12 protein-coding genes are annotated in these 16,856 nt (G+C 68.6%); 10 read left to right on the plus strand and 2 right to left on the minus strand.

The genetic code is table 11. The features are described from left to right. Nucleotides 1-5: 5 nt before the first annotated feature. From pucL to puuE, 7 genes are all read left to right on the plus strand, one after another. Nucleotides 6-911 carry a factor-independent urate hydroxylase gene (gene pucL, locus AB0M45_RS18350; protein WP_364330015.1) on the plus strand — a complete coding sequence of 302 codons (906 nt, stop codon included), beginning with the start codon at nt 6-8 and terminating at the stop codon, nt 909-911. Further along, nucleotides 899-2,260 (plus strand): 8-oxoguanine deaminase, encoded by a 1,362-nt coding sequence (locus tag AB0M45_RS18355; protein WP_364330018.1) that lies wholly within the window; start codon nt 899-901, stop codon nt 2,258-2,260. The genes pucL and AB0M45_RS18355 overlap by 13 nt, the downstream gene beginning before the upstream one ends. Nucleotides 2,261-2,704: 444 nt before the next feature. Further along, nucleotides 2,705-3,553, plus strand: a complete 849-nt coding sequence (locus tag AB0M45_RS18360) for an FAD binding domain-containing protein (protein WP_364330021.1) — start codon at nt 2,705-2,707, stop codon at nt 3,551-3,553. Continuing rightward, entirely contained in the window at nt 3,553-6,381 is a 2,829-nt protein-coding gene (locus tag AB0M45_RS18365; RefSeq protein WP_364330426.1) for a molybdopterin cofactor-binding domain-containing protein, read from the plus strand. Before AB0M45_RS18360 ends, AB0M45_RS18365 begins: the two co-directional genes overlap by 1 nt. Continuing rightward, on the plus strand, nt 6,378-7,709 hold the full coding sequence (locus tag AB0M45_RS18370; protein ID WP_364330024.1) for an aldolase/citrate lyase family protein: 1,332 nt from the start codon (nt 6,378-6,380) through the stop codon (nt 7,707-7,709). The genes AB0M45_RS18365 and AB0M45_RS18370 overlap by 4 nt, the downstream gene beginning before the upstream one ends. Before the next feature lie 74 nt (nt 7,710-7,783). Then, nucleotides 7,784-8,761 (plus strand): allantoicase, encoded by a 978-nt coding sequence (gene alc, locus AB0M45_RS18375; protein ID WP_364330429.1) that lies wholly within the window; start codon nt 7,784-7,786, stop codon nt 8,759-8,761. 70 nt (nt 8,762-8,831) lie between these two features. Then, nucleotides 8,832-9,746, plus strand: a complete 915-nt coding sequence (gene puuE, locus AB0M45_RS18380) for an allantoinase PuuE (RefSeq protein WP_364330027.1) — start codon at nt 8,832-8,834, stop codon at nt 9,744-9,746. Nucleotides 9,747-9,868: 122 nt separating this feature from the next. Here puuE and AB0M45_RS18385 read toward each other — a convergent pair whose 3' ends face one another. Next, nucleotides 9,869-10,321, minus strand: a complete 453-nt coding sequence (locus tag AB0M45_RS18385) for a DUF4254 domain-containing protein (RefSeq protein ID WP_364330030.1) — start codon at nt 10,319-10,321, stop codon at nt 9,869-9,871. A 292-nt stretch (nt 10,322-10,613) separates the two neighbouring features. Further along, the gene (locus tag AB0M45_RS18390) at nt 10,614-11,051 is read right to left on the minus strand and encodes a hypothetical protein (RefSeq protein WP_364330033.1); all 438 of its coding nucleotides are present in this window, start codon (nt 11,049-11,051) and stop codon (nt 10,614-10,616) included. Nucleotides 11,052-11,629: 578 nt separating this feature from the next. Here AB0M45_RS18390 and aceA point away from each other — a divergent pair. The 3 genes from aceA to metE all read left to right on the plus strand — a co-directional run bounded on the left by aceA (nt 11,630) and on the right by metE (nt 16,762). After that, nucleotides 11,630-12,919: an isocitrate lyase gene (aceA, locus tag AB0M45_RS18395; RefSeq protein WP_364330036.1), complete on the plus strand. Its 1,290-nt coding sequence runs from the start codon at nt 11,630-11,632 to the stop codon at nt 12,917-12,919. Nucleotides 12,920-13,305: 386 nt separating this feature from the next. Next, nucleotides 13,306-14,178: a 3-hydroxybutyryl-CoA dehydrogenase gene (locus AB0M45_RS18400; RefSeq protein WP_364330039.1), complete on the plus strand. Its 873-nt coding sequence runs from the start codon at nt 13,306-13,308 to the stop codon at nt 14,176-14,178. A 268-nt stretch (nt 14,179-14,446) separates the two neighbouring features. Then, nucleotides 14,447-16,762 (plus strand): 5-methyltetrahydropteroyltriglutamate--homocysteine S-methyltransferase, encoded by a 2,316-nt coding sequence (gene metE / locus AB0M45_RS18405; protein ID WP_364330042.1) that lies wholly within the window; start codon nt 14,447-14,449, stop codon nt 16,760-16,762. The last annotated feature ends 94 nt before the right edge of the window (nt 16,763-16,856 follow it).

A 16,856-nucleotide genomic window follows, 5' to 3' on the forward strand; every position in this document is an offset into this window, starting at 1 on the left:
CGAGCATGGAACTGACCGGGCCGATCGTGCTGTCGGACCACCGATACGGCAAGGCGGAGAATCGGATCGTCCGGATCTACCGGCAGACCGCGCGGCACGAGATCCGTGACGTGAACGTATCCACGGTGCTGCGTGGCGATTTCGCCGGCGCGTACGTCACGGGTGACCAGGCGAAGGTGCTGCCCACCGACACGCAGAAGCAGACCGCATACGCGTTCGCGAAACAGCCGGGACTGCGCACGATCGAGGACTACGCGCTGGCGCTGGCCGACCACTTCGTCACCGAGGTCGAGCCGGTGACCAGCGCGCGGGTCGAGGTCGACGAATACGCCTGGCAGCGGGTATCGGTTGGCGGGGTCGAGCACGACCACACCTGGGTGCGCCAGGGGCCAGAGGTACGCACGGCGGCGGTCACCGTGACCGGTAGAGGTGCGGATCGGCTGGCCTGGGTCGTGTGCGGGGTCAAGGATCTGACCATCCTCAAGTCGACCGGGTCGGAGTTCGCGGGATTCCTGACCGACGAGTTCACCGTGCTCGCCCAGACCGACGACCGGATGCTCGCCACCTCGCTGGTCGCCGAGTGGCGCTTCGCGGACACCGGCGGCGTCGACTGGGACGAGGTCTACACGGGAGTGCGGGCCCGGTTGGTGGAGACCTTCGCGACGCTGCACTCGAAAGCGCTCCAGCAGACGCTGTTCGAGATGGGCAAAGCCGCGCTTGCGGCGTACCCGGTGCTGGCCGAGATCCGGCTCGCCGCGCCGAACAAGCACCATTTCGACTACGACCTGGCCCGTTTCGGCATCGAGAACCGCGGCGAGGTCTATCACGCCGACGACCGGCCCTACGGTCTGATCCACGCCACCGTGGCGCGCGCGGACGCACCAGAAGCGGGTCTCGCGTGGACCAGGTGACCGTCATCGCCGGTTGTGCCATCGCAACCATCGACGAGCGCCGCACCGAGTACTCGCGCGGCTACGTCGTCGTGCGCGGCAACCGGATCGAGGCGGTCGGCGCGGGTGAGGCGCCCGAAGCCGACGCGGGCGCGCGGCGCATCGACGGCCGCGGCTGCCTGCTGACTCCCGGCTTGGTGAACACCCACCACCACCTCTACCAGTGGATCACCCGCGGCTTGGCCACCGATCACACCCTGTTCGAGTGGCTCACCACGCTGTATCCCATCTGGGCGGGCATCGACGAGGACGCGGTGCGCATCGCCGCCACGGGTGCGCTGGCCGCGCTCGCCCGCACCGGATGCACCACCACGACGGATCACCACTACTTGTTCCCGCGCGAAGGTGGTGACCTGCTCGGGGCGGAGATCACCGCGGCAGCCGACGTCGGGCTGCGCTTCCATCCCTGCCGCGGCTCGATGGATCTCGGGGCGAGTGCGGGCGGGTTGCCGCCCGACCATGTAGTGGAGAGCCTGGACGACATCCTCACCGCGAGCGCGGAGGCCGTCGAGCGCTGGCACGACCCTTCGTTCGACTCGATGCTGCGGATCGCGCTGGCGCCGTGCTCGCCGTTCTCGGTCACGCCGGAACTGCTGCGGGAATCGGCGGCGCTGGCCCGCACCGCCGGTGTCCGGTTGCACACCCATCTTGCCGAAACCATCGACGAACAGGACTACTGCGCAGAGGCTTTCGAGTGCACACCGGCGCAATACCTGGAGCGGCTCGGCTGGCTCGGCCCCGACGTCTGGTACGCGCACGCCGTCCATCTCGACGACCACGCGATCGAGGCCATGGCGCAAACCGGCACCGGCGTGGCGCATTGCCCAACCTCGAACGCTCGGCTCGGCGCGGGTATCGCGCGCACCGCCGACCTGGTGTGCGCGGGCGTCCCGGTTGGGCTCGGCGTCGACGGCGCGGCGAGCAATGAGTCCGGCTCGATGATCGAGGAGCCGCGGCACGCGCTGCTGTGGGCCCGCAATCGAGGCGGCCCCCGCGCGATGACGGTGCGCACCGCGTTGGAACTCGCCACCATCGGCGGCGCGCGAGTGCTGGGCCGCGCCGCCGAGATCGGCTCGATCGAAGCAGGCAAACTGGCGGATCTGGCACTGTGGCGCCTGGACACCGCCGCGCACGCCGGAATCGATGACCCGGTGACCGCACTGGTGCTCGGCGCACCGCCGCCGCTGGCCGCGCTGCTGGTGAACGGACGCCAGGTGGTCCGCGACGGTGAGGTACGCACGGTCGCCACGGATGTGGTCGCCACCGAGGTGACCAGGGCACAGGCGGCGTTGGTCGCGAAAGCGGGATGAGCGGACCGCTGCGAACGCGTCGCGCTACGCGCTTGCTGGTGGTGCGCCAGACCGCGCTGGGGAGGTGGTGCGGTGGATGCCCTCCTTCGGTGTAGATCGAAGGTAACCGCGGGTCGTGACGTTGCGCACGCGCGATGGTGAGTCGGCCGTGATCGGGTTGCAGTTGCGGTCAGCAGGGCGGGCGCGGGGCGCAATCGCGGCTGTGAGCGCGGTTTCGTGCCTGGTCAGGCCGGACGCGAGATACTGAGACAGTGTCGGCTCGGGCGACTCGCGGAGGCGGGCGGGAGCTCTGGATGGTGACCGAGGGCTCGGACATGGTGGCTCGCGGCCGCGGGCGGTCGTCGCGCGGCCAGGTAACGGCCGCGCAATCTGGCGTACGTCGCGCGCAATGTGGCGGCAACCGACTGGCTCTACCGTGACGGGGAGGCAGGAACGAGGTGAGACGTGGACCTGGACACGATCCGCGAGGTGGTGATCGCCCGGGAGCGAGAGGACCTGACGCTGCTCGGCGCGTCGACCGCAGTGCTCGCCGGCGGCACCTTCCTGTTCTCCGAACCGCAGGAGCAGCTGGTGCGCCTGGTCGACATCACGACTATGGGCTGGCCCCCGTTCGAGGTGGTGGACGACGGACTGGAGATCGCCGCGACCTGCACCCTGGCCGAGTTCGCGGGCGCCGCGCAGGGGCGTGAGCTGGGCGCGCCGGTCTTGCGCGACCTGTGGCCGGGGACGGCGCTGTTCGCGCAATCCTGCCGGGCGCTGCTGGCCTCACACAAGATCTGGCGCACCGCCACTGTTGGAGGCAACGTCTGTCTCGCGCTGCCCGCCGGAGCGGTGCTCGGTGCGCTGGCCGCGCTCGACGGCTTGGCGCTGGTGTGGGCAGCGGACGGCGTCGATCGTGGTATTCCGTTGCGGGACTTCGTCATCGGTCCTGGATACACCGCCCTGCGGCCCGGCGAGGTACTGCGCTCGATCTACCTGCCTCGGTCGAGTCTGCTGGCGCACACCAGCTTTCGGAAGATCGCGCTCGCCCCACTCGGCCGGTCCGGCGCGGTGGTGATGGGACGGCGGGATCCCGATGGCCGCAGCGCGGTCACCATCACGGCCGCCACGACCAAGCCGGTCATCCTTGACTTCGCCGCACCGCCGAGCGAAATCGAGTTGCAGGACGCCCTGGAGGCGATCGATCCCACGCTCTGGTTCGACGACCCGCACGGATCGCCGGAGTGGCGGCGGCACGTCGCGGGGCTGCTCGCCCGCGAGGTCGCCGATGAACTGCGGGAGCGGCGATCGTGATGCGGTTCGAGGTGGACGGCAACCCTGTCGAGTTCGAGGCGCGGCCGGGGCAGTGTCTGCGCACGGCCTTGCGTGAGAGTGGCCACTCGGCCGTGAAAATGGGCTGTGACGCGGGGGATTGCGGCGCCTGCTCGGTGCTGGTCGACGGAATGTCGGTGCACTCCTGTATTTTTCCCGCCTACCGCGCTGCCGGGCGCGCCATCACGACGGCCGCCGGGCTCGGGACTCCGGAGGACCCCCACCCGGTGCAGCGCCGATTCGTCGAGAACGCCGGATTCCAATGTGGTTTCTGCACCGCGGGCATGGTCGTCACCGCGGCGGGACTGGGTTGCCCGGAAGGACCACTCAGCGGACGCGAGAGCGAACTCGCCGAGTTGATGAAGGGAAACCTGTGCCGTTGCACGGGTTACCGCGCGATCCGGGCGGCATTGGGTGAGCCGCCAACCCCCGACGATCCCGCCGCTATCGCACCGGACGAGACCGTGACGACGGCCGGAGGCGTGGGCGCCGGAGTCGGCGCTCTCGCCGGAGCGCGCATCGTCAGCGGCAGCGAGCCGTTCACCCTCGATCTGCCGCCCGCGGCCATGCAGCGCGAGTACGCCGCTGATTTCTTCGCCGCGGACAGGTCGCGAGTAGGCGATGCGGCCGACCGGCCCCCAACTGCCCCGCTGCACATCGAGGTGCTGCGGAGTCCATACCCGCACGCGCGAATCCGATCGATCCGCACCGCGGCCGCCGAGGCGCTGCCGGGCGTGCACGCGGTGCTCACCTACGCCGACGCACCGGATGTGGCGTTCTCGACCGCACGGCATGAGCTTCGGATGGACGATCCCGACGACACCTACGTGCTGGACCGGACCGTCCGATTCGTCGGGCAGCGGGTGGCCGCGGTGGTGGCGGAGAGCGTCGCGACCGCCCGCGCGGCGGTCCAGCTGCTGCACGTCGACTATGAGATCCTGCCCGCGGTGTTCGACCCGCAGGAGGCGCTACGAGCCGACGCGCCGAAACTGCATGGGGACAAGCTCGAGTCGGCGCGAATCGCCGATCCTAGCCGCAATCTGGTCGCCGAAGTGCACGGCGAGGTGGGCGACATGGCGGCGGGTCTGGCGGCAGCGGCCCAGGTTGTGCGTAGTGTGTGGCATTCACCGCGCGGGCAGCATGTGCACCTGGAGACGCACGGCGGTGTCGGCTGGCTGGACGACGCGGGCAGGCTGGTCATCCGATGCAGTACCCAGGTTCCGTTCCTGGTGCGCGACGAACTGTGCCGCGTTTTCGGACTGCCGCCGCAGCGGGTACGGGTGTTCGCGGCCAGGGTCGGCGGCGGATTCGGCGCGAAGCAGGAGATGCTGGCCGAGGACCTGATCGCGCTGGCCGTTCTGCGGACCGGCAGGCCGGTGCAATACGAGTTCACCCGCTCCGACGAGTTCACCGCCGCGACCTGCCGGCACCCGATGCGGGTCGCCGTGACGGCGGGCGCCGACGTGAACGGCGTGCTGACCGTGCTGGCCGTCGACGTGCTCGCCGACACCGGGGCCTACGGCAACCACAGCGGCGGCGTGATGTACCACGGCGTCGGTGAATCGGTGGAGCTCTACCGCTGCGCCAACAAACGCGTCGACGCGCGAGCGGTGTACACCAACAACGTTCCGTCCGGGGCGTTCCGCGGCTACGGACTCGGTCAGGTGATCTTCGGGGTCGAGTCGGCGCTGGACGATCTCGCGCATGCGCTGGGCATCGACCCGTTCGAATTCCGGCGCCGCAACGTCGTGGTGCCCGGCGATCCATTCGTCGGAGCCGCGGTGAACGAAGGTGACCTGATGTTCGGCAGCTATGGCCTGGACCAGTGCCTGGACCTGGCCGAGCGGGCACTGCTGCGGGGCAATGACGTGCACGCACCCGGCCCGGAGTGGCGCGTCGGCACCGGGATGGCCGCCGCGATGATCGCGACCATCCCGCCGCGCGGCCACCGATCGACCGCGACGGCATCGCTGCTGCCCGACGGACGCTACGAGATCCGCGTCGGCACAGCGGAGTTCGGCAACGGCACGACGACGGTGCACGCGCAGCTCGCGGCCACCGCGCTGGACACCGACGTGTCCCGCATCGTGGTCCGGCATGCCGACACCGATCTGGTGGAGTACGACACCGGCGCGTTCGGCTCCACCGGCATCGTGGTCGCGGGCAAGGCCGTCTACGCGGCCGCGGGCGCGTTGCGCGGGCTGCTGCTGGCCAGGGCGGCCGAGGTGTCGGGCGTTCCGGAGCACGACTGCGTGCTGACGTCCGGCGGTGTGCACTGCGGTGACCAGCTACTCGGCGCGACCGAGCTGCTGGCTCGCGGCGATCTCACCGCGCGCGCCGAGCACGCGGGCAGCCCGAGATCGGTGAGCTTCAACGTGCAGGCCTTCCGTGTGGCCGTGCAGCCCGACACCGGCTCGGTCCGCATCCTCCAGTCGATCCAGGCCGCCGACGCGGGCACGGTGCTCAATCCGGTGCAGTGCCGCGGGCAGGTGGAAGGCGGTGTCGCGCAGGCCATCGGGACCGCGCTGTACGAGGACATGCGCAGCGACCACGGCGTGGTGCGCACGCAGACCTTGCGGCACTACCACGTGCCGCAGTTCGCCGACGTGCCCCGCACCGAGGTGTGCTTCGCCGAGACGGCCGACATCCTCGGGCCGCTGGGCGCCAAATCGATGAGCGAGTCGCCGTACAACCCGGTCGCGCCGGCGCTGGCCAACGCGATCCGCGACGCGGTGGACGTCCGCCTCGACCGCCTGCCGATGACCGCGGACCGGATCTGGGCCGCGCTGCGGAAGAAGGAGTCGCGATGACCAAGGTGCCCGAGCACGTCCGCGCCAGGATCGAGGCGATGCTCGACACGGTCGACGCCGAGCTGCGCCGGAGGTATCCGGGGTCGAACGGCAGGTCGCAGCCGATCCACACGGTGTACGTCCCGGCCGATCGCGTCGCGGAGGAAACTCCTGGCGAATGGGGCGCCACCGCGGTCGAATTGCTCGACCGCCACCACGATCTGCTGGCCACCCTCGACGAAACCGGGTCGCTGCCCGACGTGCGCAAGCGGCTGGAGCTGGACCCGGTCCAAGACCTGCGCATCGACTTCGAGGACGGCTTCGGCCTGCGCTCCGACGCCGAGGAGGACCGCGCCGCCATCGCGGCGGGCGTACTGCTCGCGTCATGGTCGCGGCGTTCCGGTGGCCAGCCGGTCGGAGAATCCACGGCGGGCGCCGACGAACCTGACGGGGTCCCGGGCCGGCGGCACTCCGACGATGCGCAGCGGATCGTCGTCGATGCTCGGGCACAGCGACCGCACCCGGCGACCAGCGGCATCCGGATGAAGGGCTTGGGGGCCGGTGAGCGTCGGCGTGCCCTGCGGACCCTGGACCTGGTGCTGGAGGGCGCGGGCGGGGTGCCGGAGGATTTCGTCTTCACGGTCCCGAAAATCCGTGCGGCGCAGCAGGTCCCAGCGCTGGTGCAGCTGTGCGTCGGATTGGAACGCGGCTACGGCATCGCGGAGGGCAGTCTGCGCTTCGAACTGCAGATCGAGAGCCCGCAGGCGATCCTCGCGGCGGACGGCACCGCCCCGGTGGCCACCATGCTGAGACTGGCCGAAGGGCGTTGCAGCGCATTGCATTTCGGCACCTACGACTACACCGCGGCATGTGGTGTCGCCGCGCCGGACCAGGCGCTGGACCATCCGGCCGCCGACTACGCCAAGGCGGTCATGCAGGTCGCGGCCGCCCAGACCGGGGTCTGGGTGTGCGACGGCTCCACCCAGATCGTGCCCGGCGCCGACCCCGAGGCCGCGCTGCGCAACCATCACCGCTTGGTCGCCCGAGCCCTGCGGCGCGGGTACTACCAGGGCTGGGACATGCATCCCGGTCACCTGGTCACGCGCTGGCTGGCCACCTACGACTTCTTCCGCCGGGCCATCGACGTGGCGGTGCCGCGGCTGCTGGACTATCTGGCCCGGCGCGGCGGCGACGTAGTGGACGAGCCCGCCACCGCGGAAGCGCTGGCCGCCACGGTCCTGCGCGGCATCGACTGCGGCGCCCGGCCGACCGCGGGCGCCGCGGAACTGACCGAGGCGGTGCTGCGCGCACTGGCGGTGCGCGCACCGATTCCGGGGGAGGCGACGTGAACGGCCTTCCTGACGGAGCGGTCCCGGACGACGCCGACCATGCGCGCGCGTCCCGCGAAGACGCCGGAGGCGCGATGCGCGACGGCCTCGAGGACGCAGAGTTCACGCTGCTGCCGGATCTGGCGGTCCGCCCGATCGGCGGCTCGGTGATCTGGGCCGATGACGAATTCTTCGCCGAGAAAGAGAATTTGATCAACCCCTGCCCCGCCGAGTACCGGCCGTCCACCTTCGGGCACAAAGGCCAGATCTACGACGGCTGGGAGACCCGCAGGCACCGCGGGCAGCCCGGCGACGATTCCGCGATCGTGCGGCTGGGCGTGCCGGGCGTGATCCGCGGCATCGTGGTCGACACCGCGTGGTTCAAGGGCAACTACCCGCCCGCGGTTTCGGTGTCGGCGCTGGAGATCGAGGACTATCCGTCTGCGGAAACCGTTGCCGCACAAGACGATTGGGTGATTCTGGTCGACCGTTCCCCGGTTGCAGGCGACCGCAGCAACCTGTTCACCGTCGAGAACGAGAAACGCTGGACACATGTGAAGCTGACCATGCATCCCGACGGCGGCGTGGCGCGGTTGCGGGTGCACGGCGAGGGAAGACCCGATCCGCGACTGCTCGGCCTCGGGCCGCTGGACTTGGCCGCGCTGGAGAACGGCGCGCTGGTGCTGGACTGCTCCAACCGTTTCTACAGTTCGCCCAATCAATTGCTCTATCCCGGCCTGGCCCGGTCCATGGGCGACGGTTGGGAGACCGCCCGCCGCAGGGACGAGGGCAACGACTGGGTACGCATCCGCCTGGCCGGACCGGGACTGATCCGCCTCGCCGAGCTGGACACCTCCTACTTCCTGGGCAACAGTCCGGGCGCGGCCCGGCTCACCGGTCGCACCACCGACGGCACCGAACTGGAGTTGTTGCCGCGCACCACGTTGCAGCCCGACACCAGACATCGGTTCCCGATGGCACCCATGGCCGCGTCGGTGGAAGAGGTCCGCCTGGACATCTATCCCGACGGCGGACTGGCGCGGTTGCGGCTGTACGGGGAGCTCGGCGGATGAGTGGTCAAGCCCGGAGGCGGCAGCGGAGCGTGACCACGGAGGGCTGCGCTCATGCGGGAAGGGACACAGCATGAGCGGTCAGGTCCGGGACTTCGTCGGTTACGGCCCGAACCCGCCGGACCCGCAGTGGCCGGGCGGCGCGCGAATCGCGGTCCAGTTCGTGCTCAACTACGAGGAGGGCGGCGAGAACAACGTCCTCGACGGGGACGCGCATTCCGAGACGTTCCTGTCGGAAATGACTCCCGCTGAGGCATTCCCGAACCGCCACATGAGCATGGAGTCGCTCTACGAATACGGCTCCCGCGCCGGACTGTGGCGGGTGTTGCGCGTCTTCGAGCGCCGCGGGCTGCCGCTGACCGTCTTCGCCGTCGCCCGCGCCCTACAGCGCAACCCGGAGGCGGCGGCCGCTTTCCGCGAACTCGGCCACGAGATCGCCTGCCACGGGCTGCGCTGGAAGTCCTACCAGCTGGCCGACCGCGACACCGAACACGCGCACATGGCCGAGGCCGTGCGCATCCTGACCGAGCTGACCGGCGCCGCACCCTTGGGCTGGTACACCGGCCGCGATTCGCCGCACACCAGGGAACTGGTGGTGGAGCACGGCGGGTTCGTCTACGACGCCGATTCCTACGCCGACGACCTCCCTTACTGGGTGCGCGTGCACGACCGCGACCACCTAGTGGTGCCCTACACCCTGGACACCAACGACATGCGCTTCGCCTCCCCCGCGGGCTTCCCGACCGGCGAGCAGTTCTTTGCCCACGTGCGCGACGCCTTCGACGTGCTCTATCGGGAAGGCGCGGAAGGCAGCCCGAAGATGCTCTCGATCGGCCTGCACTGCCGCCTGATCGGACGCCCCGCCCGCACCGCCGCGCTGGAGCGCTTGCTCGACCACGTGCAGTCCTACGACCAGGTGTGGATCACTCGGCGCATCGACATCGCCGAACACTGGCGCACAGCGAACCCGGCCGGCCCGTCGGCCTGAGTCTGCTGGATTCCGCGCATCTCTCGTTGCCGGAATCGCGTTTCTCGAATTGCCTCGTTCGGTAGTCGGCCGTTCGGCCGCACACTGGGCGGCGGTGAGCCATGCGGCGAACGGAGGCGGCACTATCGGCCGGGGTCGCGAAAAGGTAGGCGCCTGGTTCCGGCGAGCACTTCGGCGGCGAGATCTTCATAGCCCTTCGCCAGATCGTTGAGCTGGGTATGGATATCGCGTAAGGCCATCTCCAGTCCGTCGATCAACATGGCGAACGCGAGTGCTGTGAGCTGGGCCATTCGGTCGATGATCTGTCCCAGTGTCTCGGTGTGCATGGGTGCATCCGGAGACGGCGCCGGTGTTGTCGAGGCGACCAGGTGGTCGATGGCGGCTGCCCACCGCAGCCGCGTCCGATCAATCTGCCATGTTTCACCGTCCGGTTCGCTCATCCGGATCTCGTGCAGCTCCGCCAGTTCAACGGCCGCCGCCAGGATCGGGCTGTCGGTTGTCGGCGGCCAACCACGGCACGCCGCCAATAGTGCCTCCCGATCCGGAAGCGTGCCTTGGTCCGGTCGTGATGTCACCAGTCCTCTCCTGCCGACAGCCGTCGCACCCCGTCGGTCACTTGTGCGACCAGATCGTTGCCGGCCGACACCATGGTCTTCGTGGTTCATCGGCACGCCATTGGGCAGTTCCAGAAAACGGCATTCTCGACCCTCTGATCCGGTGACATCTGTCTTTCGCACACTGTGACCGGGCAGGGACAGTCGAGACCAGACACGGGGAGGGGGTTGCACGAACGTTGCAAAACGGCAGACCCCGCGGCGGTCATCGCCTCCGGCACGCGCCTGGTGCCCGTGGACGTCCGGAGCGTCGTCAGCTGATCTGGGTGCCCGACCAGCCGAAGCTGAAGCTGTGGCCCTTCGAGGTGCAGATCAGCGCGCCTCGGCCGCCGCCGGTGCAGCTCGCGCCCGCGTAGTTGATAGTTCCGGCGATAGGTTGGCTGCCGGGGCGGCCGTGTGCACCGACCAGGCCGAAGGTCGGATGGGCGGGCAGGAACGGCAGATCGATGGAGAGGTCGTAGATGGTCAAGCCGTACAGGTTCGTGCCGGATGGGATATCGCATCCCACATCACCATTCGGCCGGATAGCGCAGTTCGAACTGGCGTAGGCGAAATACACAGTGTCGCCGACCAGATACTCGGCCGGATCTTGATTCGCGATCTGCGTCGGGGCGGCAGCGGCGACCGCGCTTCCCGCCATCGAGACAGCCGCCGCGGCAACAACAGCACCGAGCAACGTACGTGTTTTCACGGAATCTCCTTCTGTCTGGACCTCTTCGGACTACCCATGGGCACAAGGAATATGGCGCACAGCATCGATCCGTCGTAGACGGCACGGACCCGGCACCGACGGCGAGTGGCACGTGGTGGAGAGGTCATTTCCGACTTCTCCGCAGCCATGTGCCACTCGGCGGATCGGCGGCGTTTTTGGGCCGGGTGGGGCAGCGTGATTTCTGGCGACTGTCCCGGTGATGCACGCCACAGCGGGCTTGTGAAGGTGCTCACAGGTGGGAATGGGTGGACGTGTCATGCGTGCCCCGCTGGCGGTCCGCTAACAGTACGAGCGTTACGCTAAAACCGCACGTCAGGGCTACTGGTGGGTAGATTTGGCCTTTGCAATTCGGTGGCAAATTTTGCAGAGTTAGCAAAGGGGGAGGGAAACCTAGCTCAGATTCGCATTAGCAACAGGTAGACGGCCATTTCCTCATGTGCCATCGTGTGGAAGTACACCCCCAGGCCCTAGCAAGCCTGCAAATTGCCGCTCCAGCAGTTCGAGTTGTCCACAGCTCGACCGTTGGGCATCGACCGAACGAGGAAGTGGAGTCACAGATGTCGACTGCCGGCACCCCGAAGACCGCTGCGGAAATCCAGAAGGATTGGGACACCAACCCGCGCTGGAAGGGCGTCACCCGTAACTACACCGCGGAGCAGGTGTCGAAGCTCCAGGGCACCGTCGTCGAGGAGGCCACCCTCGCTCGTCGTGGTTCGGAGATCCTGTGGGATCTCGTCAACAACGAGGACTACATCAACTCGCTCGGCGCCCTCACCGGCAACCAGGCGGTCCAGCAGGTCCGCGCCGGCCTGAAGGCCATCTACCTGTCCGGTTGGCAGGTCGCCGGTGACGCGAACCTCTCCGGCCACACCTACCCCGACCAGTCGCTGTACCCGGCCAACTCGGTTCCGGCCGTGGTCCGCCGCATCAACAACGCGCTGCTGCGCGCCGACGAGATCGCCAAGGTCGAGGGCGACACCGCCGTCTCCAACTGGCTGGCCCCGATCGTCGCCGACGCCGAGGCCGGCTTCGGTGGCGCGCTGAACGCCTACGAGCTGCAGAAGGCCATGATCGCCGCCGGCGCCGCCGGTGTGCACTGGGAGGACCAGCTGGCCTCCGAGAAGAAGTGCGGCCACCTCGGCGGCAAGGTGCTGATCCCGACCCAGCAGCACATCCGCACCCTGACCTCCGCGCGTCTGGCTGCCGACGTCGCCGACGTGCCGTCGGTGATCATCGCCCGCACCGACGCCGAGGCCGCCACCCTGATCACCTCGGACGTGGACGAGCGCGACCGTGAGTTCCTGGACGGCACCCGCACCCCCGAGGGCTTCTTCGGTGTGAAGAACGGCATCGAGCCCTGCATCGCGCGTGCCAAGGCCTACGCCCCCTACGCCGACCTCATCTGGATGGAGACCGGCGTGCCGGACCTCGAGGTCGCGCGCAAGTTCGCCGAGGCCGTCCGTGGCGAGTTCCCGGACCAGTTGCTGGCCTACAACTGCTCGCCGTCCTTCAACTGGAAGGCCCACCTGGACGACGCGACCATCGCGAAGTTCCAGCGTGAGCTCGGCGCGATGGGCTTCAAGTTCCAGTTCATCACCCTGGCCGGCTTCCACTCGCTCAACTACGGCATGTTCGACCTGGCCTACGGCTACGCCCGCGAGGGCATGACCGCCTTCGTCGACCTGCAGGAGCGCGAGTTCAAGGCCGCCGCCGAGCGTGGCTTCACCGCCATCAAGCACCAGCGTGAGGTCGGCGCCGGCTACTTCGACACCATCGCCACCACCGTGGACCCGAACACCTCCACCGCGGCGCTCAAGGGCTCCACCGAAGAGGGACAATTTCACTGAGCAGCGCCTGCGGCGCTGCGTGTTCGCGGCCCCTTGATGGCTTGCGTCCGAGCGTCCGAGACTCGCGCCTTCGGCGCATGCGCTTCGGCCGCTCGGACCCAAGCCGGGCCGCGAACGGCGCTCGATGGCCTCGCGCGTGCGTGGTTGCGTAAGCAGTGAACACACGCTACGAGGTCGAAATTGGTGCTAACCGAGGGAAGCGAGGTTCCCGACGTGAATATCGGCCATCCTCTACTCCGGTAGGGGTGTACTGCCCTCCCCGCTGAACAGCCCCGGCGGGGAGGGCATCCCTATACCTTGGACCATCGAGGGTCGCTCGCTCACACCGGAGCGGCACCTTCGCAGACCAGCCACCCCAGAGCCAGACAACCCAGCAGGAGCGGGACGTGAGCAGCGAAAAGATCCAACGCGTCGGTATTATCGGCGCCGGACAGATGGGCGCAGGAATCGCGGAGGTGTGTGCACGGGCGCACGTCGACGTGCTGGTGTACGAGCAGACCCGGGATCTAGCTGCCGCGGGCCGCGCCCGCATCCTGCGGTCCCTCGATCGTGGCGTGAGCAGCGGCAAGATCACCGAGCGTGAGCGCGAACAGGCCGCGTGGCGGCTGCGCTTCACCTCCGACCTCGGCGACTTCGCCGACCGCCAGCTGGTGGTCGAGGCGGTGCTCGAGGACGAGAAGGTGAAGACGAGCATCTTCGCCGAACTCGACAAGGTCGTCACCGACCCGTCGGCGGTGCTGGCCTCCAACACCTCTTCCATCCCGATCATGAAGATCGCGGTCGCCACGGCGAACCCCGAGCGCGTGGTCGGCATGCACTTCTTCAACCCCGTCCCGGTACTGCCGCTGGTCGAGCTGGTCACCACGCTCAAGACCAGCGAGTCGGTCTCCACGCGGGCCGAGGCCTTCGCCGGCGACGTGCTCGGCAAGCAGGTCGTGCGCTCGGCCGACCGCTCCGGTTTCGTCGTGAACGCGCTGCTGGTGCCGTACCTCCTTTCGGCCATCCGCATGGTGGAATCCGGCTTCGCCACCAAAGAAGACGTCGACAAGGCCATGGTGCTCGGCTGTGCCCACCCGATGGGCCCGCTGGCGCTGACCGACCTGGTCGGCCTGGACACCGTGAAGTCCATCGCGGACTCGATGTACGCGGAGTTCAAGGAGCCGCTGTACTCGGCCCCGCCGCTGCTCATGCGCATGGTCGAGGCCGGGCTGCTCGGCAAGAAGACCGGAGCGGGCTTCTACCAGTACAACAACCGCTAGGTTCTCGACTATGCCGGGAGGACCCCCGTCGAAGGTGGTGGTGCGGGCGACGGCGAACCCCGGACTCCGACCGCCTGATCCTTCCCTCCCAGCGCCGTCGGGTGCGAGTCTTACGAGCACCGTTCGCGGCCCGGCTCGTGTTCGAGTGGGCGAAGCGCATGCGCCGCAGGCGCGAGTCTCGCCCGCTCGAACACGAGCCAAAGAGGGGCCGCGAACACGCAGCGCCGCAGGCGCTGCAAATTAGACACTGAAAGGGGTTGTCCCGCTCATGGTGAACGTGACCGACGGCTACGGGTCGAGCATCCTCGGCTATCCCAGGATCGGGCCACACCGCGAGCTCAAGCGGGCGCTGGAGTCCTACTGGCACGGTGGTATCGACCGCGACGAACTGCTGGCGGTCGGGCGCGAGATCCAGGAGACCCAGTTCAACGAGCTGGCCGCCACCGGCCTGACCCAGGTGCCGGGCAACACCTTCTCGTTCTACGACCACGTGCTGGACAACGCGCTGCTGTTCGGCGCCGTGCCCAAGCGGTTCGAGCCGTACCGGGAGGGCATGCACCCGCTGGATTTCTACTTCCTGATGGCGCGCGGCCGCCCGGATCTGCCGCCGCTGGAGCTGGTCCGCTTCTTCGGCACGAACTACCACTACCGTCAGCCGGAACTGGACGCCGACACCGAGTTCTCACTGCATCCCGAGGCTTTGCTCGATGAGTTCGACCGGGCCAGGGAGCAAGACATCGAACTGCGGCCGGTCGTCATCGGCCCGGTGTCTCTGCTGCTGCTGTCCAAGGCCGGTCACATCCCCGGTGAGTCGGGCGGGTTCGACACGCTGAGCCTGCTGGACAAGCTGCTGCCGGTCTACGAGGAGCTGTTCGAGATCCTCGCCAAGCGCGGCGCCACGTGTGTGCAGCTGGACGAGCCCGCGTTCACCAGCGAGCGCACGCCCGCCGAACTGGCCGCGTTCGAGACCGCCTATCACCGGCTGTCCAAAGCGCCGCTGCGCCCGCGCATCCTGGTCACCGGGCAGTACGGCGATTTCGGTGCGGCACTGACCATCCTGGCCGGTACCGGCGTCGAGGCGATCGGCCTCGACCTGGCTAGTCATCGGATGCGTCCGGAGGATCTGGCGAAGGTTCCCGGCATCCGGCGCAAGCGCCTGTACGCGGGTGTGATCAGCGGGCGCAACGTGTGGCGCGCCGACCGCTACGTGACGCTGGAATACCTCAACGAGCTCGCTCAGGTGTGCCCGGACCTGGTCGTCTCGACCGGGACCACGCTGTTGCACGTGCCCTACGACCTGCTCATCGAATACGACATCGAGGGCAATGTCGCTGACCGGCTCGCATTCGCGAAACAGAAGGTTGGCGAAGTGGTTTCGCTCGCCAAGGCGCTCACCGAGGGTCCGTCGGAGAAATGGCGTAAGCGGCCGACCGAGGTGCACTTCAAGCAGAAGCACGCCGTGCGGCAACGGGTGTACTCGATCACGTCGGATATGCGCTCGCGCGAGCCCTACGAGGTGCGCCGGGAAGCGCAGCAGCGCAAGCTCAACTTGCCGCCGGTGCCGGCGACCACACTCGGGTCGTTCCCGCAGACCACGCGAATCCGTCAGGCGCGCTATGAACTCGGTGAGGGACGGTTGTCCTACGAGGAGTACCGCAAGCGGATCGAGGCCGAGATCGAGGCGACGATCCGGCTGCAGGAGGACATCGGGCTGGACGTGCTCGTGCACGGCGAGCACGAGCGCAACGACATGATCCAGTACTTCGCCGAGCTGCTCGACGGCTTCGCGACCACCCATTTCGGCTGGGTGCAGGTGTACGGATCCCGTTGCGTGCGGCCGCCGATCCTCTACGGTGATGTGTCCCGGCCCGAGCCGATGTCGGTGGAGTGGATCAGCTACGCGCAGTCGCTCACCGACAAGCCGGTCAAGGGCATGGTGACCGGGCCGGTCACGATGCTCGCCCGCTCCTTCGTCCGGCAGGACCAGCCGCTGCACGAGACCGCCGACCAGGTGGCGCTGGCCATCCGTGACGAAGTGGTGGACCTGGAGAAGGCGGGCATCTCGATCATCCAGGTCGACGAGCCCGCGATCCGGGAGATGCTGCCGCTGCGCCCGGAGGGCAGGGCGGAGTACCTGCGCTGGGCGATCGGCGCGTTCCGGCTGGCCACCTCCGGTGTGCAGGCCGAGACCCAGATCCACACGCACATCGGCTATTCCGGCCGCGCCGAGGTGGTCGACGCGATCGAGCAGCTCGACGCCGACGTCACCGCGATCGTGGCGACCCGCTCCATCGAGTGGGTGCTGCGGGCGCTGAAGGAGGACTGCGCCTCCGGGCACGGGCTCAGCCACGGCGTCGGCCCCGGCGTGTACGAGAGCCGGTCCGCGCGCATACCGGACATCGACGAGCTGGACGAATTGCTCACCGCGGCGGCAGAAGCGGTGACGCCGCAGAGATTGTGGGCCAATCCGGACGGCGGCCTGAAGACTCGCCACTATTGGCAGCTCGAGCCGTCGCTGCGGAACCTGGTCGCCGCGGCACGACGCATCCGCAGGCGTGTCGAATCCGCCGAATCCGCCGAGTGAGGTAGGCGCACGTCCGCCTTCGGCCCGCCGCCAGGCTGAAGACGGGCTACGTCCGACCGCGCCCATTGGACAGGGCATACGAGAGCCGCCTTCG

This window comes from Nocardia sp. NPDC051787, assembly GCF_040681325.1.
Lineage (GTDB): Bacteria > Actinomycetota > Actinomycetes > Mycobacteriales > Mycobacteriaceae > Nocardia.

Excerpts from the sequence above, each read along its gene's own strand:
- aceA (WP_364330036.1), top strand. The coding sequence starts at position 11,630 with ATGTCGACTGCCGGCACCCCGAAGACCGCTGCGGAAATCCAGAAGGAT.
- AB0M45_RS18365 (WP_364330426.1), top strand. The coding sequence starts at position 3,553 with ATGCGGTTCGAGGTGGACGGCAACCCTGTCGAGTTCGAGGCGCGGCCG.
- puuE (WP_364330027.1), top strand. The coding sequence starts at position 8,832 with ATGAGCGGTCAGGTCCGGGACTTCGTCGGTTACGGCCCGAACCCGCCG.
- alc (WP_364330429.1), top strand. The coding sequence starts at position 7,784 with ATGCGCGACGGCCTCGAGGACGCAGAGTTCACGCTGCTGCCGGATCTG.
- AB0M45_RS18370 (WP_364330024.1), top strand. The coding sequence starts at position 6,378 with ATGACCAAGGTGCCCGAGCACGTCCGCGCCAGGATCGAGGCGATGCTC.
- pucL (WP_364330015.1), top strand. The coding sequence starts at position 6 with ATGGAACTGACCGGGCCGATCGTGCTGTCGGACCACCGATACGGCAAG.
- metE (WP_364330042.1), top strand. The coding sequence starts at position 14,447 with ATGGTGAACGTGACCGACGGCTACGGGTCGAGCATCCTCGGCTATCCC.